Consider the following 24,858-nt stretch of genomic DNA (forward strand, 5'->3'; position numbering starts at 1 on the left):
TACGTAAAGATCCTTTAACTCTTAATCTGGCGGTTGATGCATCTGTTGTACTGCTTGCATTTACACCTTTGGTTCTATCACCTCTGATGTAGATCATCCAGGCATTATGAGCATTCGCAATACTTGTTGTTGTTGTTGCTGTACCCATACCTACCCATGCAGGGTTAGTACCTGGAGAATAGCTCAACAATGAATAACCCGGTGTTGTTGCATCAAAACCTGCAGCACCTGTTGGACTAGTGATCAAGGTACCGAATCCGTTATCGTTGATACCATTTTCCTGCCATGAAGCTCTGATCGTTTGTGTACTTGCTACTGGTAAAGCCAACATTCTCCAACCTCTGTTCAATTGTTGGGTTGTAAATCTTTCGGCAATAATGTTATCAGCACCTAAGATACCACCGCCACCGGTTACTGCACCTATAGTTCCTGTACCACTTGCTGTAGATTGAAGAAGAACAGGATTACTGTTGAAATCAATGATACCACCTGTAGCTTTTAATTCTACACCGGGAGCAATGATCAATGTATCACCTGCTGTTGAACCTTGATAATCGAAAGTACCCGTAACATTCAGATCTGAACTGATGGTTATTTTACCTTTACCTGCAGGAATGATCACATCTGATGCGGATGTAGGCACTGATCCGCAGAACCAGTTAGCCGGGTTGTTAAAGTTGCCATCGGTACCTGTATATAAACCACATTTCGGTGTACCGTTTAAAATTACGTCATCAATTCTTATTGAGTTGCTTCCACTTTTTACAAAGCGAATTTTAAGACCATCTATCTGTGCACCTGCAGGCAAGCTAAGTGTTTTCGCCGCATACCATGCTACAGAAGCAGTACCTGATTCGTTAAATAAAGCCGTAGAAGTACTTGCTACAGAAACCCATGCACTACCATTCCAGTAATCAACTGCAAATGTTGCATGTGCCGCAGCATTTTCTTTTCTGTAAGCATAACTTAATGAAAGACCCGTGTAATTAGCTGCGTTAATGCTTTCAATTGAGAAACCAATTGTTCCTGATGTTGCAAAGAACACATTACCATTACCAGAAGCACCTGTATAACCCGAAGATGCACCTGTAGTTCTTACATCAGATGTTGTCTGACCTCCAATACCAAAAGTCAAAATTCCTTTATTTTGGAAAGTGGCAGGAGCTGTACCACCTGCATAAGTTGCAATTATAGTTGTTCCAGATGGAGTACCCATATTTTCAGAAAAAATAGGAGCAGGTGTCCATTTCGCATACAGGGTAACGTTAGCAGCACCCATTGTGAAGGTTACACTACCTGTTGCTGCGTAATTTATTCCTGTACCGTCTGCAGCTGTATTCCATCCAACAAAAGTATGAGCTGTTTTAACCAATGACCCTGTATTAGCCAATACAGTTACTGAAGAATTATAAGCATAGTTTGCCGGGGCTGATGGTACTGTACCACCGGTATTGTCGTTACCATTGTAAGTAACTGTATAATTAATAGGTGTCCATTTAGCATATAACGTAACAGCATTTGCAGGCATTAAGAAAGTAGCACTTCCTGTTGCTGCATAATCTGTTCCTGAACCGTTTGCAGCTGTATTCCAACCGCTGAATGTATAACCGGTTAGTGCAATATTGCCTGAATTTGTTAATACAGTTACTGTTGAAGCATAATCATAGTTTGCCGGTGCTGACGGTACAGAACCTGTTCCGCCGTTAACACTATAAGTAACTGCATATTGATTGATGTTCCATTTTGCATATAGGGTTGTAATACCTGTAATATTGAATGTACCACTACCTGCTGTATAATTTGTTCCGTTACCATCTGCCTGTGTATTCCAACCGCCAAATGTGTAACCTGTTTTTGCAACAGGGCCTGAATTTGCTAATACTGTAACAAGCGCATTTGGTAAATATTTCACATTATCTGTAGGCACTGTACCTGTTCCACCATTCGCATTGTATGTAACAGTGTATGTCCATTTCGCATACAGGATAACGTTAGCAGCAGGCATTGTTAAAGTTGCACTACCTGTTGCAGCATAACTTGTACCTGTTCCATCGGCCGCAGTATTCCATCCGTCAAATACATAACCTGCTCTTGCAAGATCTGTATTGGCTGCTACAGTTGCCACAGCTGCTTCTAAATAAGTATTATTATCAACAGGTGGCGTACCTGTTCCGCCGTTTGCACTGTAAGTAATTGTATAAGTAACATTGGCTACCCATTTCGCATACAGAGTAACGTTAGCAGTACCCATCGTGAATGTTACGCTACCGGTAGCAGCATAATTCGTTCCATTACCATCCGCCTGTGTATTCCAACCACTAAATACATATCCTGATTTAGAAAGTGTATTTGTATTAGCCAGTACCGTTACGATTGTATTATAATCATGGCTGGTTGGTGCTGATGGCACAGAGCCACCGTCATTACCATTACCACTATAAGTAACTGTATAAGAATTGATCGTCCATTTTGCATACAAGGTTGTACTTGCTGCAGGCATTGTATAGGTAGTTGTATAATTTGTTCCTAAACCATCTGCCTGTGTATTCCATCCGGCAAATGTGTAACCGGTTTTTGTCATAGCACCAACACCAGGTAAAGTAACGGTTGCACCGGCAGCATATGTAGCAGCACTTGGAGCAGAGCCCGATCCTGTATTGATATTATAGGTAAGTGTATACGCACCAGCAGGTACTACCTCTGCCCAACTTGAGCCAGCCCTGAAACCGTCAATTTCTGCAGTTGGTGCATCGGCAGAAGCTCCTTGTCTGACCATTATACCAGTCATCGCTGCCTGATCAGTTGTTCCACTACCTGTAGTTAAGGTTGCAGTACCCTCTAAACCATTTAAAGTCGGGTTAACCCAAAGGCTAACAATATCATCTGTACCACTTACTGTATTGTACGCATATTTTATTGCAACCAAATAAGTAGTTCCCAGTGTTCTTGCCGTACCTGTTTCATAAACAGCCGTAGCATTGGTTTTACCAACACCGAAATAGAAACCACCAGAAGTAGATTTTGCATAAATTCTTGTAGCAAAAGTACTGGTTCCGCTAATTAATCCTGTGAAATAATCACCGTTTGTCTGAGCTGCAGTTATTTTTACCAGGAATGATCCATAAGCAGCGCCTGATGATACGGTATTTCCAGTTAATCTCACTGCGTCTTGGCCATTATTTGCCAAAGGCAAGCTTAAGCCAATGCCTGACTGTACTGCACCATCATAAGTTAAACCTGCACCATTTACAGTTAAGTTATTAGTACCTGTACCGCTTGTTGCAGTCCATACACCTCCTGTACCAGCAACTAATCCGGTACCATTTGCATAACTGAAATCTTCAACAAAAGTTGGAGCCCATTTAGGATATAAGTTAAAATCTGCATCCCCCATTGTAAAAGTTGCACCCGGAGCATAATCTGTACCGGTACCATCTGCCAAAGTATTCCATCCGGCAAAACCATAACCTGTTTTCACAAGATTGCCGGTATTACCAAGTACGGTAACGGTTGCACCATAATTTTGTGAAGTTGTACCCGGAGCTGTACCACCGGTACTTCCCGTAGTGTTATAAATAACTGAATACGAATTCACCGTCCATTTAGCATATAAGGTAACCGCATTTGCAGGCATTAAGAAAGTAGCACTTCCTGATGCTGCATAATCTGTTCCTGAACCATCTGCAGCTGTATTCCAACCGCTGAATGTATAACCCGTTCTCGCCAGCGTATTAGTATTTGCTAATACGGTTACAGTAGCGTTGTAATCATAGTTTGTTGATGAAGCCGGAACTGAACCAGTTGTATTTCCGTTACCATCATAACTAACCGCATATTGATTGATGTTCCATTTTGCATATAGTGTAGTAATGCTTGTTATGTTGAAAGTTCCACTACCTGCTGTATAATTTGTTCCCAATCCATCTGACTGTGTATTCCATCCGCCAAAGGTGTAACCTGTTTTTGTAACAGGGCCAGCGTTTGCTAATACTGTAACAAGCGCATTTGGTAAATATTTTACATTATCTGTAGGCACTGTACCTGTTCCACCATTCGCACTGTATGTTACAGTGTATGTCCATTTCGCATATAGGGTAACGTTAGCCGCAGGCATTATTAAAGTAGCGCTGCCTGTTGCAGCATAATTTGTGCCTGTACCATCGGCCGCAGTATTCCAGCCATCAAATACATAACCTGCTCTTGCAAGATCGGTATTAGCAAGCACAGTAACTACCTCTCCTGAATTATGAGCATTCCCATCCACAGGAGGTGTACCTGTTCCGCTATTAGCATCATAGGTAATATTGTATGTTGCAACTGAAAGCCATTTAGCATATAAAGTTGTATTGATTGTAATATTGAAAGTAGTGCTATTGTCAGCAGGATAACTTGAACCCGATCCGTCAGCAGCAGTATTCCAACCGTCGAAAGTGAAACCTGCTTTTGTTAAACCACCCGAGTTGGTTTGAACAGTTACAAGATCATTATAATTGTATGTATTACCATCGGTAGGAACAGAGCCTGTTCCACCATTAGCATCGTATGTTACTGTAAAAGTTGGTCTTACTGCAATTGACAAATACAAAGTACCTGCACCCGATAAACCACTGCTACTTGTATTTACAGATGGTTGGCTGCTTAATGTACCAACAGTACCATCAATTGAAGCATAAGATGAAGCTGCATCTGATGGGCTAGCTGCAATGATACGTCCGGCAGGTACAGCAGGTGTTGATCTACCTATAGAAAAATTAGTAGCTGCAAATGTAGCGCCGGTAGTAATTACTTTCCAGTATTCTGTACCGCTGATACTTGCAACAGTTGTTCCGTTAGCTGTTCCTGCAGGAGCCGCTGCAAAGGCTTCAATATTGATTGTAGGCGTTCCACTTGCAATTGTTCCGGCAGTAAATGCAAACGGGTAATATTTAGATGATTTACCTAAAGGAATTGTATACAACCCTGTAGATGTAGTTCCTAAAGTTCTTGTAACCGCACCATCGATATAAGCAGTTGTACTACCACCGGTAATTGTACCACTTGCAGGATTAGTAAGATTTAAAGTATTAGCACCTGTAGTAGTTAAAACAGCTGATAAAGCTAGTGTACCCGACATCGTTATAGCACGGTTAAGGGTAACGGCAGCTCCAATTGTTACATCAGCGGGATTCCCTAGTGTACTGGTAGGGAATGGTGCTGTTGTAGCGGCATTGAAAGTATAGTTTGCACCAGCATTAAATGTTCTAGTTTGAACATTGGTACTATTAATAGTACCATTTGTTCCTGAAGTACCTGTACCTACTATACCGCCTGTATTTGATGTAACAAGTGTACCACCGGAATTGATAACAAATGTAGTTCCTGCAGCAGTTGTACCATTACTAGTGATATTATTTGTACCAACATTAAGTGTTCCTTTATCTTTAATGGTCAAAGTTCCCACAAAACCAGCCCCGGCGTCATTCACCAAGGTTATGCTGTTATTCAATACAACAGTAGTAAGATTTGTCCCATCACCAATTTCATAATTCGCATACCCTACTGTACCAGTAGCTGTAAAAGTATAGGTTTGACTCGTTCCACTAAATACCACCGTACCATTAGGAGCAGAACTACCAATTGTAGTAATCCTTCCGTTTGTTCCGGAGATATTCAAATTACCCTTAAGTTGTATAGTAGTATTATTGGTACCAGTTCCATTCAGATCAATAAATCCACCATTTGAGATCGACGTAGTACCATTTACAGTAAGAATAAAAGAAGTTCCGTTATTTGTTCTTAAGCTACCTCCTGATCCCGACACACTTAGATCATTCCCTACAGTCATTGTCCCCCCCAAAGTAGCTATTGATGTTCCACTATACGTTAAGTTATAATAGTTACTACCGCTTGCAACAGCAAGAACCGGTATGGTTTGTGCCGTACTTCCGTTAAATTCAACCGTACTTGTACCAATTGTATAATTGCCGCCTCCTTGTGTAAATGTTCCGGCAATTTTAATGACCCCACTTAGTGATCTAGTGTTATTTGAAGAAGATAAATTATTATAAGTAGCTCCCGGAATAACTTGTCCGTTTGCTCCGTTAAAATTAAATGTATTAGACGTTACCGTTAGTGTACCTGCCCCCGGAGTATATGTTCCGGAAACATTGATTGTTCCACCATTAATTAAAGTTCTGTTACCACCTGATATATTCAGATTTGAATATGTACCTGCCACAACCGTTTGTGCACTTGAACTGTTATATTGTAATTCCTGAGACCATGTTCTACCGGTAGGTATTGGTGTACCAGTTGTGTTTTGTGTTTTTATAATACCCGTTCCGCTTGTTGTGAGTGAAGCCCCGGTTAAAGCATTCGTTCCAAGATCGAAAGTAGAACCGTTTGCAACCGTTAAAGCAGTTACTACTGCAATAGCACCGCTTGCTGTAGCGTTAGCAGTTGTTGTTGACACTGAAAGATTGCCATATGTAGCTGCCGGAACTGCCTGAGCACCCGCTGCCGTAAATGCAACAGTACTTGTGGCATTTAATGTTCCTAAAGTAGGATTGGTTGTGTTTGCAATGGTAAGCGTTGCCGCGGCGCTCACATCTATCGTACCTGTTACAGCGAAACCTGAAGGAATAGTGAAATTACATGCGTTGGTTCCATTACCTACAACAATTTTAGATCCTGTACCTGACACTGTCCAAGCTGCACCTATAGTTGGTGATGCGTTGTTTCTTACATTAAAAATTTGACCATTTGTGGTAAAGTCTGTTGGTGCTGTACCGGTACCATCTGTACTTGTACCCCAGTTAGCAGTTGAATTTAAATCACCCGTTGATTTTGAATAGAAATTTGTTGTTGTAACAGCTGCAGCTGTTGTACCAGTTACTGTAAAATTTCTACACCTAACTGTCTGCGAATTGGTGATTGTATTTCCAGATCCATTGTTATAAACATAGAAGCGAAGATATAATGTTTGACCATTTGTTACACTTATTGACAAAGAAGATGCAGTAGTTGTTGTAGCTGTAGTTGATAAAGCAAAAGTACTACCTACTATCGAAGGCGAGGTGAATGAAGAACTATATGAATATTGTATTTGACCAGTTGCTGTTTGACTAGATAGGTTATGTGTAGCAGCAATGCTTGAAATTGTGAAATCATTCCCGGCTGTTGGTGAAATTGAGAATTGATAATAGTCATTCGCATCCAATCCAGTTGAGCCCCAGCCATTAGATGAAACACCATTAGCAGTAAACGTCATTGCGCCAATTCCACTACCACCAGTTTGAGCACCACCAGCAACATTACCAACAATAGCAGCGTTAGCATTAGCCGTTAAAGCCCAAGTACCTGATGCAGCTTGGCCTAAACCTGAACTAGCAATTGCAACAAGTGCAACAAAAAGGAAACTAAATCTCAATAAATTTTTCTTAAAAGAAGTCAGAGTTAAATTACAATTCATATAAAGTAAATTTTATATTTTTTATTTCTAAAGAGCCAAAGAAAATGCTTGTTTATAAACTAAATGTTATCAAAATAAAAACTGATTGTTGCCTTGTGCAACAATTTTTTCATGTAGTGGCAGCTATGGATTACGTGATCCGGAGCCTGCAAATCGAAGCAATTTGTTTTTGTAGGGGGTAGAATGCATCAATAACATAGATCAGTTTTTAATTGTTCAGTTTTAAAATTTGGCTAAACGATTATTTACTAACCGTTTAGTTTAGACGAAGCCCTCAGTCGTTAGCTGAAAGCGGACAAACAAGGTCAAAAACTTTTCTATATTATATTGGAGTGGCGTTTAAAAAAGGCTTTAGTATAAATTAAACCCGATTCTAATTTGTGAAAGTATGAACAAAAAGTTAAAAAATCAAAAAATGAATAAAAAAGTGCATAATTTTTATTTTGTGGGGATAAAATGAATAATTTATGCATTTTTATACTATGATGGCTCATTTATGATATGTGTCATATTTATTCGGTATTTAATATGTATAATGGGTATTTTATGCTCATTTACGATTGCTTTTTCTAAAATCGCCATCCAACAACAATGTGAGGTTATTTTTTATTACTTTACAGCCGTTAATACTAAACCATTCAATTTTAATGGCAAAAACTAATAGTAAGACTACCATTGCAGCTAAAATAGACAAACCAACTGCCGCACAAAAAATTATTACCGTATTTGGTGAAAGATCACTCTGGCATATCATTGTATTGGTATTGTTGCCATTCTTTATTTTCATTAAGATTACCGGGTTTGAGTTCATCAATATGGACGATGTGGCCATTATCCAAAATAACTTTCATATACTTGGTAGCATAAAGAATATTGGTATAGCTTTTAAAACCGACGCTTTTTTGAGTGCTCATGGAGATTTTTACAGGCCGGTGCAAACGGTATCTTTCATGATAGATGCACTGATCGGAAAAGAAAACCCATGGATCTATCACTTTTCAGGATTGATCTATCACTTGCTTACCGTAATTGCCTTGTATTACCTGCTTATTTTTTTAGGAATAAAGAAAATGGTTTCTTTCATTTTCAGTTTGCTGTTTAGTTTGCATCCTGTACTGGCCGCAGCAATTTCCTGGGTACCGGCAAGAGGTGATGTACTGATCGGGCTATTCGGCATACTCATGCTGATCACCTTTGCTAAGTATATCCGCTCCGGCAAATGGCATTTCTTTGCATTGCATGCGCTTTTGTTTTTAACCGCAGCTTTTACCAAAGAAACTACATTGGTGTTTCCGTTAATGTTGCTGTTTTATTATTTTTTGATAGCGAAAGAAAAGTTTTCACTGAAGAAGCTGCTTCCATTTTTTCTACTATGGATTACCGTTAGTATTGTTTTCTTATACATGAGAAGTAAGGTTGTAAGCGGCACACCTCCGGATTTTATATTCGGGTTGAAGCCACTTCTTTTAAATCTTCCAACCATACCGATCATACTGGCAAAGTTCTTTTTACCGGCTAACTTATCAACGATGCCGTTGTTCGAAAATTCGTTTACCATCATCGGATGTATTATTCTATTGCTAATGGGTTTGATGGTTTACAAAAAGATACGATCAAAAGAATGGTTGCCCTTGTTCGGATTTTCCTGGTTCCTACTTTTTATTGCCCCTCCCTTACTTTTCAAATTATTTTTTAGTAAATATTTACTGGAATATTATGAACATAGGGCTTACTTACCTTTTATAGGTGTTATTATCTTACTAAGCTACCTTTTCAATGAAATACTTTCTAAATCAAAAACCGGTAATATTATCTGGTTGCCTGTTGTAGCTATTGTGTTATTTACGCCAATTGCCTCCATACATAGCGATCATTTTAAAAATACCATGCAATTCTTCGGAAGAGCTGCCGAATTAAATAATCCCGGAGCTTCTATAAAAATTGCCGAAGAATATATCAATGCCCATGATATTGTAAGTGCCAGTGCCGAGATAGAAAAAGGCATAGAAAATTCAAATGGCGAATATCCTCCGGCATTCTTTTCAAGAGGTATCATTGACCTTACTTATGAAAAAAAATATTTTGATGCAGATGCTGATTTTTCTACTACGCTTGCACTGGACTCAACTTTTTTTCAGGCTTATATCAAACGTGCTGAAGCAAGGATACAAACACAAAACATCGGCGGTGCCTTTGATGATCTGAATAAAGCAAAACAGTTTGTCCCTAATGATCCTACAATATTTTATACCGAAGGAAAAGTATTTGTGGCTTCGCAGCAACCTGAACCGGCACTTGTTAGTTTTTCAAAAGCAATTAAACTGGACAGCAACTATACAGAAGCATACAACGACAGGGCTTTCGTGAATTACAGATTGAAAAAATTTGATGATGCATTAGCTGATTGTGATAAAGCGATTGCACGAAATCAGTTGTTTTTAAACGCTTATTACAATAAAGGAATGATATTGTATGAAAAAGGGTTAAGCGATTCTGCCATTAAGCAATTTGACATTACACTGAACCTGGCCAACAACTTTTATTTTGGATATTTTTACAGAGGTATGGCTAAACTGCAAAAGAAAGATATGACCGGCGCCTGTAATGATTGGCAGGAGTCTGTTAAACTCGGCTTTGATATGGCACAAGACACCATACAAAAATATTGTCGTTAAAAATTGTACTAACACTTTGAATGGTTATGGGAGAAAAAATGTTTACTGCACAGGGCTTTTTGTGGCATTTAAAAAACAATAAGTGGCTGCAAATTTCATTGCTAATTATATTGCCTATACTTGTTTACATACAGTGTGTCAAATTTGATTATACCAATTTTGATGACAATGGTATCATTCAACAAAAATTTGATATTGTTGGCGACATAAAAAAAATCGATACAGCTTATAAGGTGGATGCCTTCTTTAATAAAAACGGGGACTTTTACCGACCCGTGCAAAACATCACATTTATGCTAGATGCTCAGGTAAGCAGAGATAAACTGTGGATGTTTCATATCAGCAATTTGGTGATACATATCTTAACCGGTATTGCATTGTATTTTTTTCTGCTATTGTTGCAGCCAAGCAGACTAGTTGCATTTTCTTTAGCATTGCTTTTTTCTATACATCCTCTTTTTGCTTCAGGCGTTGGCTGGGTACCTTCACGAGGTGATATATTGATCGGACTACTTGGAGTACTTTTGTTCATTACATTTCATCATCAGATCGTTAAAAAAAGTGTAGTATACTTCTTTTTACACTCCTTAACTTTTTTGATCATTTTATTTACGAAAGAAACAACCATCCTTTTTCCATTACTATTGATCTTTTATTATTTCCTAGTGATCAATCCTTTACCGAATCATAAAAAAATAATGTATCATTCCTTGCGCTTACTCCCCTATCTTGTTGTATGGGCCGCTGCTACGATTTTCTTTTTTATGATGCGGAGTAATGTAGTGGCCAATACCGGAGCTACGGCAGATGTACTCGGCATTATTCCCTTCTTTAAAAACAATACAGTAGTGCCAACAATCATTGGCAAGTTTTTCTTCCCGAATAACCTTTCTACTTTTCCGTTATACAATAATTTCGATACGATTATTGGAAGTGTTTTTCTAATTGCCATAGTTTTTATTACCATTTATTTTTCAGCAAAAAAACAATGGGCAGTGTTGCTAGGCTTATTGTGGTTCTTATTCTTTGCAGTACCACCAACTATTTACAGACTTCAAAACGCCGACACTTTTTTTAACTACCTCGAACATCGTACTTATTTACCGATGATCGGCATTGTGATCATACTAAGTTTTTTTCTGAATGAGGCATTGAAATTTTCAGGTGCAAAAAAAATATTTGCGGCCGTTTATATCCCTGTACTGATCGTATTCGGTATTTTAGCTGTAAGACATGCAGGAGATTATAAAAATTCTTTCACAGTTAGAGACAGAGCTGCAAAACTCGATAATCCTTCGGGCTTATCGGGCAGAGCCGGCGAGTATTTGAAAAAGGGAGATACTTTAAATGCACTAATTGATATTAACAAAGCAATTGCACTTAATAACAAAGATGCTACGATGTATTTTGAGAGAGGAAAGATCATGTCGAAAACTCAAAAGCATGAAGAAGCTGAACAGAACTTTACACTTGCATTAGAACTACAACCGAATTTTGCTGATGCGTTACTGGCTCGTTCTGTTGAAAAAAGATTTTTAAAAAAATACGAAGGTGCTTTTAGAGACGTTTTCAGAGCAGCAACACTTGACTCAACAAATCCAAAAGTGTACAACACTTTTGGTAATTTATTTATAGAAGTAAAAAACTATGCGGAAGCAGTTAACAGCTTTTCGAAGTCGATAAAATTACAGCCAAAGTTTGCCGATGTTTATAATAACAGAGCTTATGCATCTATTTTACTAAATGATTTTAAAAGTGCTATTACCGATTGCCATACAGCGCTTGCATTGATGGAAAAAAAACCTTCTCCAATTGTTTATAATAACCTGGGGCATGCATATAGAGAATTGAATATATATGATTCGGCTTTTTATTATTTCGATAAAGCTATTTACCTCAACAAGAAATTTTCGCAAGCATATTTCGAAAGAGGCATAGCAAAACAAAAAGTAAATGATCTTAAAGGTGCATGTAATGACTGGTATGAATCGTACTCTTTAGGCTATTCGGATACATTGAAATTGAGTGAAAAATATTGTCGTTAAGATAAGCACCCGGCAAATTTGTTTTTTATGATAAGAGATAAGAAAATAGTAGTTGTAATGCCTGCATATAATGCAGCAAAAACCCTTGTACAAACTTATAATGAAATTCCTTTCGATATTGTTGATGAAGTATTGCTTGTAGATGATGCTAGTAAAGACGAAACCTCTACAATAGCAAAACAGTTAAATATCGGATTACATATCCACGAAAAAAATCTCGGTTACGGCGGCAATCAAAAAACCTGCTATACGGCTGCTTTAAATACCGGTGCAGACATTGTTATCATGTTGCATCCGGATTATCAATATACTCCAAAACTTATTGGCGCCATGGCTTATTTGCTTGAGTCGGGAGAATTTGATGTGGTACTCGGCTCAAGGATCCTTGGAGGAAAAGCGTTAAGTGGTGGTATGCCTTATTATAAATATTTTTTTAATCGTATACTTACTTTATCTCAAAATATTTTAATGAGTGCAAAGCTGTCGGAGTATCACACAGGTTACAGAGCATACAACAGAAAAGTATTAGAAAAATTAAATTGGCGAAATAATTCCGATGATTTTGTGTTTGATAACCAATTCTTATCACAAGCGATCTTTCACGGTTTCAAAATTGGAGAAATTACCTGTCCTACCAAATACTTTGAAGACGCATCTTCCATCAATTTTTTAAGAAGTATGAAATACGGATTAGGCTGTTTAAAAAACGGTTTGCTATTCCGTTTACATAAATGGGGAATTTATAAATCAAAACTTTTTTCTTAGTCTCCTTATTGCATTTGTTAAATCATACAATCATCTTGTGCTTTTTTAGATAAAGAATAAATATTTATCTAAATTTGCAGCTACTTTCGTTCTTGCTAAAAAATTTGTTGTAAATAAATTTTATAACAGGCATTAGCAAAGCGTATTAAACCTTTCCAACTAATGAAAAGCTTGTTGCTTGCCCTTGCACTACTATTGTGCTCCAATACCTATTGCCAATATAATTTTTATTACGGCAACCTGCATTCTCATACTGCTTATTCGGACGGAAATAAAGACAGTGCTACAACGGGTTATAAAACTCCCGGACAAAGTTATGCGTACACAAAGGGCAGCTATCATATGGACTTTTTAGGCATTGCAGAACACAACCACTTTTCAAGTGCTAATAATCCGGGAATGCATCTGGCAGATTATGCAAAAGGCGTTTATCAGGCAGATACAGCAAACAATGAAGGAACTTTTGTTTGTATGTACGGAATGGAATGGGGTGTAATTGATAATGGCGGGCATCTGGTAACTTACGGTATACCTGGGTTGGTTGGCTGGGAAAGCGGAAGTGGCGGCTGGGGACCAACAAATAATTACAATATTTTTTGTGCAAAAACTGATTATTCAAAATTCTGGCAGATCGTTAATTCCTATCCAAATGCTTTTTGTACGCTGGCTCATCCACAGGATTTTGATTATAATAATTTGATAGAAGGCACATTGAATACATCTGCAGATAGTGCTGTGGTAGGCGTAGCCGTTAGAAGTGGTGCCGCATTTTCTACAACTACAGATTATTCCGATGCTGTACCATCAAGTTATTCATCTGTTTATTATGAAGCATTGGGAAAAGGGTTTCATGTAGGCCCTAATTGCGATCAGGACAACCACTACACCAACTTTGGAAGAACCAACAAAATGAGAACAGTTGTGTTGGCAAAGAGTTTGAAAAGAGATAGTATCATGGCGGCTTACAGAGCAATGCGCTTCTATGCATCTGACGACTGGAATGTACAAGTGAATTTTACGGTCAATGGATTTTTTATGGGTTCCGATACAACAGCCGCATCTAATTCAGCAATACAGGTTTCTGTTGTAGATCCGGATGCAGGCGATAATGTTAGCAGAATTGATATTTATTATGGTGTACCCGGCAGCGGATTGAACCCAACAAGCTTAAGATCTATTACCAACAACAGTGTTTTAAACTATACACATACTACAACACTCGGTAATAAATTTTATTATTTTGTACGAGTGATACAGGCAGATGGTGATATTATCTGGACCGCTCCAATTTGGATCTACAGAAATTTAAATACTACACCGATACATTTGATTGATTTCGATGGTATTCAAAAAGACGAGCAGATCAATCTTTCATGGACTACAGCGCTTGATTACAGTGTAGATTATTTTGAAGTAGAGCGTAGTGTAGACGGCACCAATTTTTCTTTTGTAAGTGAATTGACGGCGAATAATACAAACTATAGTTTTACGGATGTACAACCCGTTAATGGTTTGAATTTTTACAGGTTAAAACAGATCAATGGTGATGGAAGTTTTGTGTACTCATCTACCATTGCAATTAATTTTAACAACCCTGTTGTAAAAATCATTCAGATCAATCCTAATCCTGTAGTTGATCAATTAACCATCATTTGTACTGCAAAGAATAAAGAGCAAATTACCTGTAAGATCTATTCATCCGAAGGAAGAGAAGTAAAAAACATTGCCGTCAATTTTAAGCCGGGAGAAAATAAGATCACTACCGATGTTTCAAAATTAGCATCAGGCAATTATTTTGTTGTGATCAGTAAACCTGATGTACGTATCACTGAAAGTAAATTCGTGAAATTATAAACAAGAGCTACAAGCCACAGAAAAAGCTACAAGCTACAAGCCACAAGGGACAAGTATACCGTTCGTAATTCTTTTGCTTCTCCCTTGTAGCTCATCCCTTGTAGCTTTTATTTCACCGCCTCCGTAATCACCTTCCCCACACACCCACTCGGCATTTGTATCTTTAGCATTGCAGCTACTGTTGCAGCAATATCTGTCATGTATGTTTCCCTGTTAGTCTTACCCGGTTTTACACCCCAACCAAAAAACAATAAGGGAATATGTGCATCGTACGGGTTCCACAAACCATGTGTGGTACCTTTACCCCACCCGTCAAAATAGCCCGAACGAAGTGTAAACTGAATATCGCCGCTGCGTTTAGGATTGTACCCATTTGTCATCATCGATTTTTGAGGCTCAGCAATGGTAGTCTCAGACAATTCATCTAATTCAAATGCTTCAACGATATACACTTTTTGTTTAAGCGATTTAATAACAGCTTTTTTAATTGCATCTATATCTTTTCCTTGCTTTTCAATTTCCGTAGTATTTAAATAAACCTGATAGTTCTGTAAATTGACAACACCATTCTTTACCCCAAAATTTCTTTCTATCATATCATTCATTTCTTTTTGCAGATCCTTATCTTCAAACATTCCTCCGGGTATTTGATGTTGTGCCAAAAAGCCCGGTGCATGTGCCGCACCATGATCTGCTGTTAAGAACAACATATAATTACCCTTGCCGATCTTTGTATCTAAATACAAAAGGAAATTTTCAATGTCTTTATCCAAACGTAAAAAAGCATCTTCTGCCTCAATTGAATTAGGGCCGAATGCATGCCCTATATAATCCGTTGAAGAAATACTCACCGCCAGAAAATCTGTTCCGGCATGAGACCCCATGTCTTCATTTTGAATGGTTGCTTTCGCAAAATCAAATGTATAAGTTGTACCGAATGGCGTTCGTTTAAAAGCCTGGTATTTTGTATCGGTTAATGAAGAAAGTTTATGTGGGAAAGTAGATGCCTTCAATCCTTCAATTTTATCCTCATAAGGTTCGTCATCATCAGTGCTCTGATCATATTTCTCTATCGGCAATAAAGTATTCCAGTCTTTACTCATGTATTTTGCAGCCAGATCTTTATTATTAAATGTATCAACCCATGTAGGCAATTGCTTCATATAATAACTACTAGTGATCCATTTGCCCACTTTATCATCATACCAGTAAGCTGCATTGGCACTATGACCTGCAGGTAAAATAGCTCCTCTGTCTTTCAAAGCAATACCAATAACTTTTGTTTTAAAATTATTACTCAATCTTAATTCATCCGTAATAGTGGTGGTCCACATATTATCCGGACTCATTTTCCCTGCATTGGTATTGCTACCAACGGTTGATACAGTTGAATCATCTGTACAATAAACATTTTTGCCTAAAGTTCTGTCATACCAGTTGTTTCCAACTATACCATGCACAGCAGGTACACTTCCCGTATATACCGAAGTATGCCCCGGTGCTGTATAGGTTGGCGTATAAGGTATGAGTGTATTCTCGGCACTAAAACCCTCTTTTAGTAGTCGCTTAAATCCATTGGCACTGTACAAATTATTATAGCGATATAAATAATCCCAACGCATTTGATCAATTACCAGACCTACTACCAACTTTGGTTTGGAAGATTGTGCCGTAACTGAATAAGAAATAAGTAATAAGAAACATGTAATAAGAAAGTATGAACGACGCATCATTTATTTTATTTAAGTAGTTAAAATTAAGACAGTTGTCTGACATAAAAAGGCTGTTAACCTCATGTTATGGATTTTGGGCTCAAAACCTTAATTTTGCACATCGTAAATCAAAAATCGTAATTCTACATGGCAGATGTTTTTGAAAAACTGGTAAAAGATGGCGGCCCTATCGGTCAGCACATGGACAGAGCACACGGCTATTTTGCTTTCCCGAAATTAGAAGGCGAATTAAAGCCAAGAATGAAATTTCGTGGTAAAGAAATGATCGTTTGGAGTTTGAACAATTATTTAGGTTTAGTAAATCATCCTGAAGTAAGAAAAGCAGATACAGAAGCTGCACAAAAATACGGTATGGGTAACCCAATGGGTGCAAGGATGATGAGTGGTAATACCGACAAACACGAAGCCCTAGAAAATATCATCAGCGAATTTGTAAGTAGAGAAGATACCATGTTGTTGAACTTCGGTTATCAAGGTATCATGAGTTGTATCGATGCATTGGTGAACAGAAGAGATGTGATCGTTTATGATGCGGAAGCTCATGCCTGTATCGTAGATGGTATCCGTTTACACATGGGTTATACCTATGCATTCAAACACAACGATATTGAAGATTTTGAAAAGCAAATGCAACGTGCCGAAAAGATGGCAGAAAAACAAGGTGGTGGTATTTTAGTGATCACCGAAGGAGTTTTTGGAATGGATGGCGAACAAGGTATCTTAAAAGAAATTGTTGCACTTAAAAAGAAATTTGATTTCAGAATATTAATTGATGATGCTCACGGTTTCGGATACATGGGACCAACAGGTGCCGGTGCCGATGAAGCACAAGGTTGCCAGGCCGGTATCGATCTATACTTCAGCACATTTGTAAAAAGCATGGGCAGCATTGGTGCTTTCATCAGCGGACCAAAAGCTGTTATCAAATATTTGCGTTACAACACCCGTAGCCAGATCTTCGCAAAAAGCTTACCGTTAATTATTGTTGATGGCATGCTAAAGCGTATGGAAATGGTTAAGACAATGCCTGAGTTGAGAGAAAAATTATGGGCTAATGTTGAACGTTTACAAAATGGTTTAAAAGAAAGAGGTTTTGATATCGGACATACCAACTCTCCTGTTACACCGATCTATATGAAAGGCGATGTACCTGAAGCTACTTCAATGGTGATGGACCTTAGAGAGAACTACCATATTTTCTGTTCAATTGTTGTGTATCCGGTAATACCAAAGGGAGATATCATTTATCGCCTGATTCCTACTGCTGCACATAGCTTCGATGATATTGATGAAACATTGAAAGCTTTTGAAGAAACAAAGAAAAAATTAGATGCAGGTGCTTATAAAGCCGTTGATATTCCTGATATGGCGGAGAAAGCAGTATAAGATTTTATAAATATTTTTATTCGATCCCACTTTTAACCAGGTGGGATTTTTTTATTACTAACATTTTTGCTTTGGTCATCATCGTGGTGTTCATCCTGAGGAACGAAGAATTACACTCTTGTACGGTATACTATTGTTGGGCTTTTATGTAAGCGAATGTTGTTGGTCAGGCGACCAACAACGTAAAAATTATTTATAAATGAGAAATCTATGTAAAACGGACTAAAGCTTATTTGACAGTTTTCTTCTTAGTAAAATAAATCTTACCATACCCGTATGATCTACCTAACAAACATTCCCAATTACCTTCTAAAGTATAACCGCTCTTATTGCTCTTAAGCTTGAGAAACATTTTTTGAAGACAAACAGCATTGACCTTTTTAGGCTTCAATATTTCTTTTTCTTGAAGAAAAACAGAATCACCCGAAAAGGTGTAAGCCATACTACAAACCACTATTGTATCAATGCCTTTTGAATAACTGTAAATATTATAAGAACTATCTTTATCCTGTTGGAAATATAATTTAATTGGAAATTCTTTATCTAAATTTTGATCATCTGTAAAGCTACCTTTCCATTCCCCTGAAAGTGACTGTGACCAACTGTGCAAAAATGAAAAAATAAATAAAATTGAAAGGAAGAAAAATCTCATACTTAATTTTAAGTATAGATGTTAAATTCAAATGAATGGTTGCATATGACATAATTTATCGTTGTTGTTTTCGCCAAACTTCAACCTATTCAGCACGCCGCTGTTGTGTCTCCCGACCAACAGCCGAAGTCTTAACCAGCATACTCATTTTATTTCAGCAACCACATTAAACATAAGGTTATGTTTTTTGCCGGTAAGTCGGGAAAACGAAAATTAAATAAATACTTATCGTCTTCCCGACTTACCGGCTATTTAAATTTCAAATTCAGTGTAATAATATTCGAATGCAATGTATTACTGCGTTTGTAATACCCGTAACGCAGCTCAACCATATTCCAGTGTCGAATACCGAATATGCCTTTCGGAGGTACAAACCTTACACCTGCACCTAAAAATTGGCTGTTGAATTTCGACAGATCATAATTGCTTGTATAAAAATTATCCGCAGTGGTATGCTCTTTGTAGCCTGCAAAATAATCAATAGCAGTTTGTGTATAATATCGATAAAAAGGAGCAACAGATAAAAAAGGATTGATCTTTACAGAAGCTTCCAGTTCTGCTGTGTGGGCATTCAAACCCCAGTCATCATGATAAAAACGATAGAAAGAACGAAGGACAATATTATCACCCAAAAAATAATTGGCTCTTAGACTTACCGGTAATTTAAATCGTGATGACGGAAGTAGTTCAGATCTCACCGCATTGTTATTCAGATAAACCCTGTGAAAAGGCAATGCTAAAAATCCGTTCTGATAAGCAATGTCCAGCAGCACCATTAACTGCAAACGTTGATTCACAATTTGTGAATAGGAAAATGTTCCACTATATGAATTTCTTGCGCTTGTTGGATAATCATCATCATCGTCATCATGCCGACCGCCACCTTGTCTTAATTCTGTTGGTAGTATCATAGATACTGCATCGAAATAAGCCTGCGCTTTAAAACCAAACTCCGCATTCCTGTTTTTCGATTTTTGAAAAACACTTGCGCCAATTCCAAAAGACTGGTAATCGAATTCTGTTGAATAAGAAGCATTCAGTCCTATCGTTGTTCCTTTCTTTTCATTTTCTCTTGTCCAGGAAACTGATGGATAAAAACGTACGTCGGAAGAAGATGCAGAAGAGTTTGCTTTCAGATCTATTTTATCGGAAGATGCAGAAGTATAATAATCAACACCGGCATCTATATCCAAGCCGTGTTTGCGGCCATGTTTGTCATACAAGCTTAGTTTAACATCTATGGAATTAGCAAGATCGCTAAGCTTTTCGGTACCAATGCCACCTGTCACTGACGAATTATTTCCATCCTGATGATAATAACTGCTTACAAGATTTACCTCGTCCAATTTTAAGGTACGGCTTTTATATTGAGCCGTATCTGTAGTTTGTGAGAAAGCGTTGAGCAGACTGACATACAATCCTACTACAACTAAACAAATTTTCTTCATGCTCGTATTTTGAATTGTATTAATTGCAACCGCAGCCACCACCGGCTTTACCGCCATTAGCACCGGATGCTCCTTCACGGTAAGATTGAAAACTCATTTCGGTTTTTTGAACTTTTCTTGCAGATAATTCCATTTCAGCATCATTCAATCTTGATTTTTGATACGGCTTTACCGAAGCACATGAACTCATTGTAATAATGACAGCGCCGAGTAAAAACATTTTTCCTTTCATATAAGATTAATATTTTTTGATGTATACATTTTATTCTCATCATCGATGATGATACAACCAATTCCTTTTATTTGATTGATCATATCGATCCCTACTTTGATGCCCATGATTGCAATGGGTGTTGCCATTGCATCTGCAATTTCTGCATTCGGACAAATAACCGTTACACTCTTGATACCGGTAATAGGCAAGCCCGTTTTAGGATCGATGGTATGAGAATATTTTTTCCCATCGATCATTACAAATTTCTCATAATTGCCTGATGTAGCTACTGACATATCAGTGATCTCTACATGAGAGAATGCATGTTGTGCATTATCAGGATCAGAAATACCGATGGTCCATGGTTTCCCATCAGGTTGATAACCCCATGTTGTAAGATCGCCGGCAGCATTTACAATACCACTCTCAACACCTTTTTGTTTCATGATCATCTTTGCTCGTTCTGCCGCATATCCTTTACCAATTCCTCCAAATCCAATTCGCATTCCTTTTTCTTTTAAAAAAACAGTACATTTTTTTTCATCTAGGATCACGTTACGATAGTTGATCAATCTTACTAGTTTTTTTGCCTGCTCAGCATCCGGCAAATGTTTCATTGTCTTGTCAAAGTTCCACAAACTTTTATCGATCGATCCATAAGTAATATCAAAAGCACCTTGTGTAATATCAGATATTTTTATGGAACGTTGGATCAGATCTAAAACTTCTTTATCAACTTTAACCGGCACCAATCCAGCATTTGCATTGATCTGATTTGTCTGACTTTCGTCGTTGTATGTTGTGAGCAATTTTTCGATCCTGCTTATTTCTGTAATAGCCTCTTCAATTCTTTCATAAGCCCATGCAGCATCATCAGACACGACACTTATTTCAAAACGGTTACCCATCAAACGAAGTACAGATTTGTGTATTGTAGCATTATTTGCTGCCATTAATAACAGTTCTTATTGTTTCAACAAAGTCAACAGAATTTTCCTTCGGCAACCCATCCCAGGTTTTTAAAATTTTACCATTCGCATCCAATAACAAGGTGTAAGGAAATTTTCCTTCGGGATTATATTTATCTGCCAATGCCTCATTTAGTTTTACCTGAGCCTTGTCTAATTTATTTTTTTTGTTTCTTGGAAAATCGGCATTTACCAATACAAGATTTGTATTAGCAAAGTTGTTGAATGTATCGCTGTTAAAAATTTCTTTTTTTAAACGAATACAAGGAATACACCAATCTGAGCCGGAGAAATTCAATAAGATCATTTGATTTTTTTCCTTTGCTATTTTTTGAGCATCATCAAAATTGGTTAGCCAAACTGATGAGGAAAACATCAATAACGAAAACAATAAAACGGAAAGAATTTTCATATACTATTGAAATAAATCATTTACCCTAAAAAACCTCAACAAAGTATACCAAAGATACTTTGTTGAGGTCAAACCAACTGAATACTTCCTTATTTATAGAGTGTTACCGGCTCTACTTGTGTTTCAACACCTTTAAGAACAACGACATTATTAACCGTTGTATCCTTATAGCCATTAAAAGCTTTAAAAGTAATACTGTAAGTACCTTCATTTAAACCCCTTATTTTATATTCGCCATCATCATCGTATTCAGGAATTGCTGTTGCAGTGTCAGTTGCATTAAAAATAGTAATCAATGCTTTTGCATCAACCGGACGAACCTTCCCTTCTACACTACCTGAATTTTCGTCGCAGAAAGGTTTTACAACAGGCGTAAGATAATATTGTCCTCCGTCTAAAGTAATAGATCGGCCAAGATCAAAATCTAACCAGATATTAACCGGCGTATCATCCTCTTCATTTTCATTATCTCCATCATTTTCATTATCCCCACCTTGCTCATCTTCATCATGAATTTTTACATAAAGATAATTGTCAACTCCAGGCGCTAAAGATAAAGTATGTGCTACTCCACCCACATAAACAACACTACCTGCACCCAATGAAACCCTAATCTTTCTTACATCTCCTTGAATTGTACCTGAAGCCAACAAAGCATCTACGCCATTTCTTAATGCAGAAACATTGTATAAACCCGGAGTCATCGACAGATCAACCCAATATCCGAACGCATCATTATCTTGATGATCATCATCTCCATCATGATCATTATCACCAAAGTCATCATCATTTTCATGCTCTTCGCTTGAATCAAGTTTTACTTCTACACGCTGAATATCAATCAAAACTGAATCAAACACAATCGGAGCAGGATCGTCTGTTAAATAAAGAGATAAATGTTGAGCGCCTGAAGAACCTGCCGTGTCTTTCTTACAAGCAGAGAAGATCAGCATAACCAAGAACAATGATAGCCCCAGGCCGACCAAAGTTGTTTTTGTACTTTTCATAAAAAAATGAATTATAGTTTGATGATAAAATTTTTTGTTCAAAATGGTAGATGTATATTTCAAACCAAAAGGTTGGGTTAAACTTAAAAAAAATAAATATTTATTGTAACCCAACCATTTCTACCAAAACCAGCATCTATTTTGGCAAACGACAGCTATTTAGTGGATATCACCGAAAAACTTATACAGGGATGTATTAAAGGAGACAGGCATAGCCAAAGCCAGTTGTATAAGTTATTAGCACCCAAGATGTTTGTTGTTTGTTTACGATATTCAAAAAGCAAAGAAGAGGCCGAGGAAATTGTTCAGGAAGGCTTTATGAAGGTCTTTTCGTTCATCGATCAATTCAGATCAGCCGGTCCTTTTGAAGGCTGGGTGAGAAAAATAATGGTGAATTGTGCACTGCAACGATACAGAAGTAAACCTCAATTGCATGCAGTTGTAAATATAGATAGCAGCGATCTTGAGCCTATAGGCAGTGAGGATATACTTTCCGGAATCGGAGTTAAAGAGCTACTGAATATGGTACAACAATTACCACCTGCATATAAAATGGTATTTAACTTATATGTTTTTGAAGGAATGAAGCATAAAGAAATTGCAACCCATTTAGGGATTTCAGAAGGCACTTCAAAATCAAACCTGTCGGATGCAAGAGTACTGTTACAAAAAGCAGTGAAGAATAGTTTACAAGTTTTAAAAGAAAACATTAAACCAATATGAAAGAAGATCTACACGATATAGATAAATTATTTCAATCGGCTATTAATGAGCATCAAGAAATGCCTTCTGATGAGGTATGGAACAATCTTGAAAAAAATCTGGATAAGAATGATATAATAGATTTCCGAAAAAAGAATAGTGGGCTAAAAAGATTATCGGTATTGCTATTATTACTCCTTTCCGGTATCAGCGTTTATTTATTACTGAACACACAAAAAGACAAACCGGTTTCATCTAATCAAATCACAACAACACCAAACGATCCTGTTGCCGATCAATCGCAAAAAAACATAGCTGCAAAAAAGAATACTGCAGATATTTTAAAAGATAAATTGATTGCAAAAAAAACAATCGAAAAAGCTGACGTCGCCGAAGCAAAAAATAGTTCTTCCCTGGAAACAAACAATACCGCTAACGCTGCTACTGGAAAAGCAATTAGCGATCAAAACAAAACTACTGCTACTTTAAAAAGAAGTAGTAAAAATAATCCGGTAAAGAACAAAAATATTTCCGGTAATATTAATAAAAGTCGAAAAACGACCACTAAAAAAGCTTCTGTAAAAATTTCCACCAACAAAGCAACAGACAATTTTGATGGTGATGAAGACAGAGAACTTAGTTCCGCTGTTGACGAAACCAATATCTCAACTAACAAAGAAATTAAAGATAGTTCTACTATTGAGAGTAATAAAGCAACTTCTTTGGCAGTAGCAGCAACTAAGCCAACAGAAGTGGGGAAAACCAGTCCGGCAAAGAAGAAAGACCAAAAGAAAAAAGAAACCGACTTTGCTCTAAATTTTTTCTACTCGCCGGACTTTGCTTTTTATCGTTTACAAAATGACGAGAATAACAATCAGCAAAGCGGAGAAAATGAAGATGAATTCAATGACAATGAAGAGCATGGGAATGCTTTCACCGGCGGCATTTTGTTCGACTACAATTTGAATGATCACTGGACCATACAATCTGGTATTGTTTTTTCAAAAACTACGATCAGGAGCGATGAAAAAAAGATATATGCTCAAACTGATAATTCAGGAAACATCAAATATAGATACAATGCCTCATCGGGATATACCTTTGTAAATGCTCCGGAAGGTAATGCACCATCTGTAGGCGATAGTATCGAAGCGTCATCCGCATTACATACCATAAAGTATATTGGAGTGCCTTTAGCATTAAAATATACACTGTCATATAAAAAATGGGAATTGAATATGTCTGCCGGAGCAACTGCAAATTTTCTCATCAATGGTAAAATACAAACTTCGTTGGAAGGCAGTGGTGATGACGATGATCATGATAAAAAATACAAACTTCAAGGGTTGAAAAAAACGTATTTCTCCGGATCAGCAAGCATTGGTGCTGCCTATAATTTAAACAAACAGTGGGCAATTACATTTAATCCAACAGTCCGTTTTGCGTTAAGTGCTATCAATAAAAATGTAAGTGTACGATCGTATCCAAATTCATTCGGATTATCTACCGGACTCCGCTTTAAATTCTAATAATGTCTATGAAAAAAA

At 37.4% G+C, this 24,858-nt stretch carries 15 protein-coding genes; 7 read left to right on the forward strand and 8 right to left on the reverse strand.

The window, feature by feature from the left end; all coding sequences use genetic code 11:
• Window positions 1–7,450: beta strand repeat-containing protein (locus tag ACQ33O_RS00005; protein WP_430993482.1), on the reverse strand; the 7,450-nt coding region annotated here is incomplete at its 3' end.
• A gap of 647 nt (window positions 7,451–8,097) precedes the next feature.
• On the opposite strand from ACQ33O_RS00005, the gene ACQ33O_RS00010 reads away from it, so the two are divergent.
• From ACQ33O_RS00010 to ACQ33O_RS00025, 4 genes are all read left to right on the forward strand, one after another.
• Complete coding sequence (locus tag ACQ33O_RS00010; protein WP_430993483.1) at window positions 8,098–10,125, forward strand: hypothetical protein; 2,028 nt, start codon at window positions 8,098–8,100, stop codon at window positions 10,123–10,125.
• Window positions 10,126–10,151: 26 nt separating this feature from the next.
• On the forward strand, window positions 10,152–12,170 hold the full coding sequence (locus ACQ33O_RS00015) for a tetratricopeptide repeat protein (protein ID WP_430993484.1): 2,019 nt from the start codon (window positions 10,152–10,154) through the stop codon (window positions 12,168–12,170).
• A gap of 27 nt (window positions 12,171–12,197) precedes the next feature.
• Window positions 12,198–12,935 carry a glycosyltransferase family 2 protein gene (locus tag ACQ33O_RS00020; RefSeq protein WP_430993485.1) on the forward strand — a complete coding sequence of 246 codons (738 nt, stop codon included), beginning with the start codon at window positions 12,198–12,200 and terminating at the stop codon, window positions 12,933–12,935.
• A gap of 162 nt (window positions 12,936–13,097) precedes the next feature.
• Window positions 13,098–14,789, forward strand: a complete 1,692-nt coding sequence (locus ACQ33O_RS00025; protein ID WP_430993486.1) for a T9SS type A sorting domain-containing protein — start codon at window positions 13,098–13,100, stop codon at window positions 14,787–14,789.
• A gap of 107 nt (window positions 14,790–14,896) precedes the next feature.
• Here the strand turns inward: ACQ33O_RS00025 and pafA are convergent, their stop codons facing one another.
• Window positions 14,897–16,522, reverse strand: a complete 1,626-nt coding sequence (gene pafA, locus ACQ33O_RS00030; RefSeq protein WP_430993487.1) for an alkaline phosphatase PafA — start codon at window positions 16,520–16,522, stop codon at window positions 14,897–14,899.
• Between the two features lie 126 nt (window positions 16,523–16,648).
• Between pafA and ACQ33O_RS00035 the strand changes: the two genes are divergently transcribed.
• Complete coding sequence (locus ACQ33O_RS00035) at window positions 16,649–17,908, forward strand: aminotransferase class I/II-fold pyridoxal phosphate-dependent enzyme (protein ID WP_430993488.1); 1,260 nt, start codon at window positions 16,649–16,651, stop codon at window positions 17,906–17,908.
• 229 nt (window positions 17,909–18,137) lie between these two features.
• On the opposite strand, the gene ACQ33O_RS00040 is transcribed toward ACQ33O_RS00035, so the two are convergent.
• The 6 genes from ACQ33O_RS00040 to ACQ33O_RS00065 all read right to left on the reverse strand — a co-directional run bounded on the left by ACQ33O_RS00040 (window position 18,138) and on the right by ACQ33O_RS00065 (window position 22,609).
• Complete coding sequence (locus tag ACQ33O_RS00040) at window positions 18,138–18,560, reverse strand: hypothetical protein (RefSeq protein ID WP_430993489.1); 423 nt, start codon at window positions 18,558–18,560, stop codon at window positions 18,138–18,140.
• A gap of 248 nt (window positions 18,561–18,808) precedes the next feature.
• The gene (locus ACQ33O_RS00045; RefSeq protein WP_430993490.1) at window positions 18,809–20,008 is read right to left on the reverse strand and encodes a DUF3570 domain-containing protein; all 1,200 of its coding nucleotides are present in this window, start codon (window positions 20,006–20,008) and stop codon (window positions 18,809–18,811) included.
• A 19-nt stretch (window positions 20,009–20,027) separates the two neighbouring features.
• Complete coding sequence (locus tag ACQ33O_RS00050) at window positions 20,028–20,240, reverse strand: DUF4266 domain-containing protein (RefSeq protein WP_430993491.1); 213 nt, start codon at window positions 20,238–20,240, stop codon at window positions 20,028–20,030.
• Window positions 20,237–21,175: an FAD:protein FMN transferase gene (locus tag ACQ33O_RS00055; protein ID WP_430993492.1), complete on the reverse strand. Its 939-nt coding sequence runs from the start codon at window positions 21,173–21,175 to the stop codon at window positions 20,237–20,239. The genes ACQ33O_RS00050 and ACQ33O_RS00055 overlap by 4 nt, the downstream gene beginning before the upstream one ends.
• A complete protein-coding gene (locus ACQ33O_RS00060) occupies window positions 21,162–21,602 on the reverse strand; it encodes a thioredoxin family protein (RefSeq protein ID WP_430993493.1) in 441 nt (146 codons plus the stop codon). The genes ACQ33O_RS00055 and ACQ33O_RS00060 overlap by 14 nt, the downstream gene beginning before the upstream one ends.
• 89 nt (window positions 21,603–21,691) lie before the next feature.
• A complete protein-coding gene (locus tag ACQ33O_RS00065; RefSeq protein ID WP_430993494.1) occupies window positions 21,692–22,609 on the reverse strand; it encodes a DUF4382 domain-containing protein in 918 nt (305 codons plus the stop codon).
• Window positions 22,610–22,750: 141 nt separating this feature from the next.
• Between ACQ33O_RS00065 and ACQ33O_RS00070 the strand changes: the two genes are divergently transcribed.
• Both ACQ33O_RS00070 and ACQ33O_RS00075 read left to right on the forward strand, forming a co-directional pair.
• Window positions 22,751–23,332: an RNA polymerase sigma factor gene (locus ACQ33O_RS00070; RefSeq protein WP_430993495.1), complete on the forward strand. Its 582-nt coding sequence runs from the start codon at window positions 22,751–22,753 to the stop codon at window positions 23,330–23,332.
• The gene (locus ACQ33O_RS00075) at window positions 23,329–24,840 is read left to right on the forward strand and encodes an outer membrane beta-barrel protein (protein WP_430993496.1); all 1,512 of its coding nucleotides are present in this window, start codon (window positions 23,329–23,331) and stop codon (window positions 24,838–24,840) included. The genes ACQ33O_RS00070 and ACQ33O_RS00075 overlap by 4 nt, the downstream gene beginning before the upstream one ends.
• Window positions 24,841–24,858: the final 18 nt, after the last annotated feature.

It is taken from the genome of Ferruginibacter sp. SUN002 (assembly GCF_050611725.1).
Lineage (GTDB): Bacteria > Bacteroidota > Bacteroidia > Chitinophagales > Chitinophagaceae > Ferruginibacter.

Excerpts from the sequence above, each read along its gene's own strand:
- ACQ33O_RS00010 (WP_430993483.1), top strand. The coding sequence starts at position 8,098 with ATGGCAAAAACTAATAGTAAGACTACCATTGCAGCTAAAATAGACAAA.
- ACQ33O_RS00015 (WP_430993484.1), top strand. The coding sequence starts at position 10,152 with ATGGGAGAAAAAATGTTTACTGCACAGGGCTTTTTGTGGCATTTAAAA.
- ACQ33O_RS00020 (WP_430993485.1), top strand. The coding sequence starts at position 12,198 with ATGATAAGAGATAAGAAAATAGTAGTTGTAATGCCTGCATATAATGCA.
- ACQ33O_RS00025 (WP_430993486.1), top strand. The coding sequence starts at position 13,098 with ATGAAAAGCTTGTTGCTTGCCCTTGCACTACTATTGTGCTCCAATACC.
- pafA (WP_430993487.1), bottom strand. The coding sequence starts at position 16,522 with ATGATGCGTCGTTCATACTTTCTTATTACATGTTTCTTATTACTTATT.
- ACQ33O_RS00035 (WP_430993488.1), top strand. The coding sequence starts at position 16,649 with ATGGCAGATGTTTTTGAAAAACTGGTAAAAGATGGCGGCCCTATCGGT.
- ACQ33O_RS00040 (WP_430993489.1), bottom strand. The coding sequence starts at position 18,560 with ATGAGATTTTTCTTCCTTTCAATTTTATTTATTTTTTCATTTTTGCAC.
- ACQ33O_RS00045 (WP_430993490.1), bottom strand. The coding sequence starts at position 20,008 with ATGAAGAAAATTTGTTTAGTTGTAGTAGGATTGTATGTCAGTCTGCTC.
- ACQ33O_RS00050 (WP_430993491.1), bottom strand. The coding sequence starts at position 20,240 with ATGAAAGGAAAAATGTTTTTACTCGGCGCTGTCATTATTACAATGAGT.
- ACQ33O_RS00055 (WP_430993492.1), bottom strand. The coding sequence starts at position 21,175 with ATGGCAGCAAATAATGCTACAATACACAAATCTGTACTTCGTTTGATG.
- ACQ33O_RS00060 (WP_430993493.1), bottom strand. The coding sequence starts at position 21,602 with ATGAAAATTCTTTCCGTTTTATTGTTTTCGTTATTGATGTTTTCCTCA.
- ACQ33O_RS00065 (WP_430993494.1), bottom strand. The coding sequence starts at position 22,609 with ATGAAAAGTACAAAAACAACTTTGGTCGGCCTGGGGCTATCATTGTTC.
- ACQ33O_RS00075 (WP_430993496.1), top strand. The coding sequence starts at position 23,329 with ATGAAAGAAGATCTACACGATATAGATAAATTATTTCAATCGGCTATT.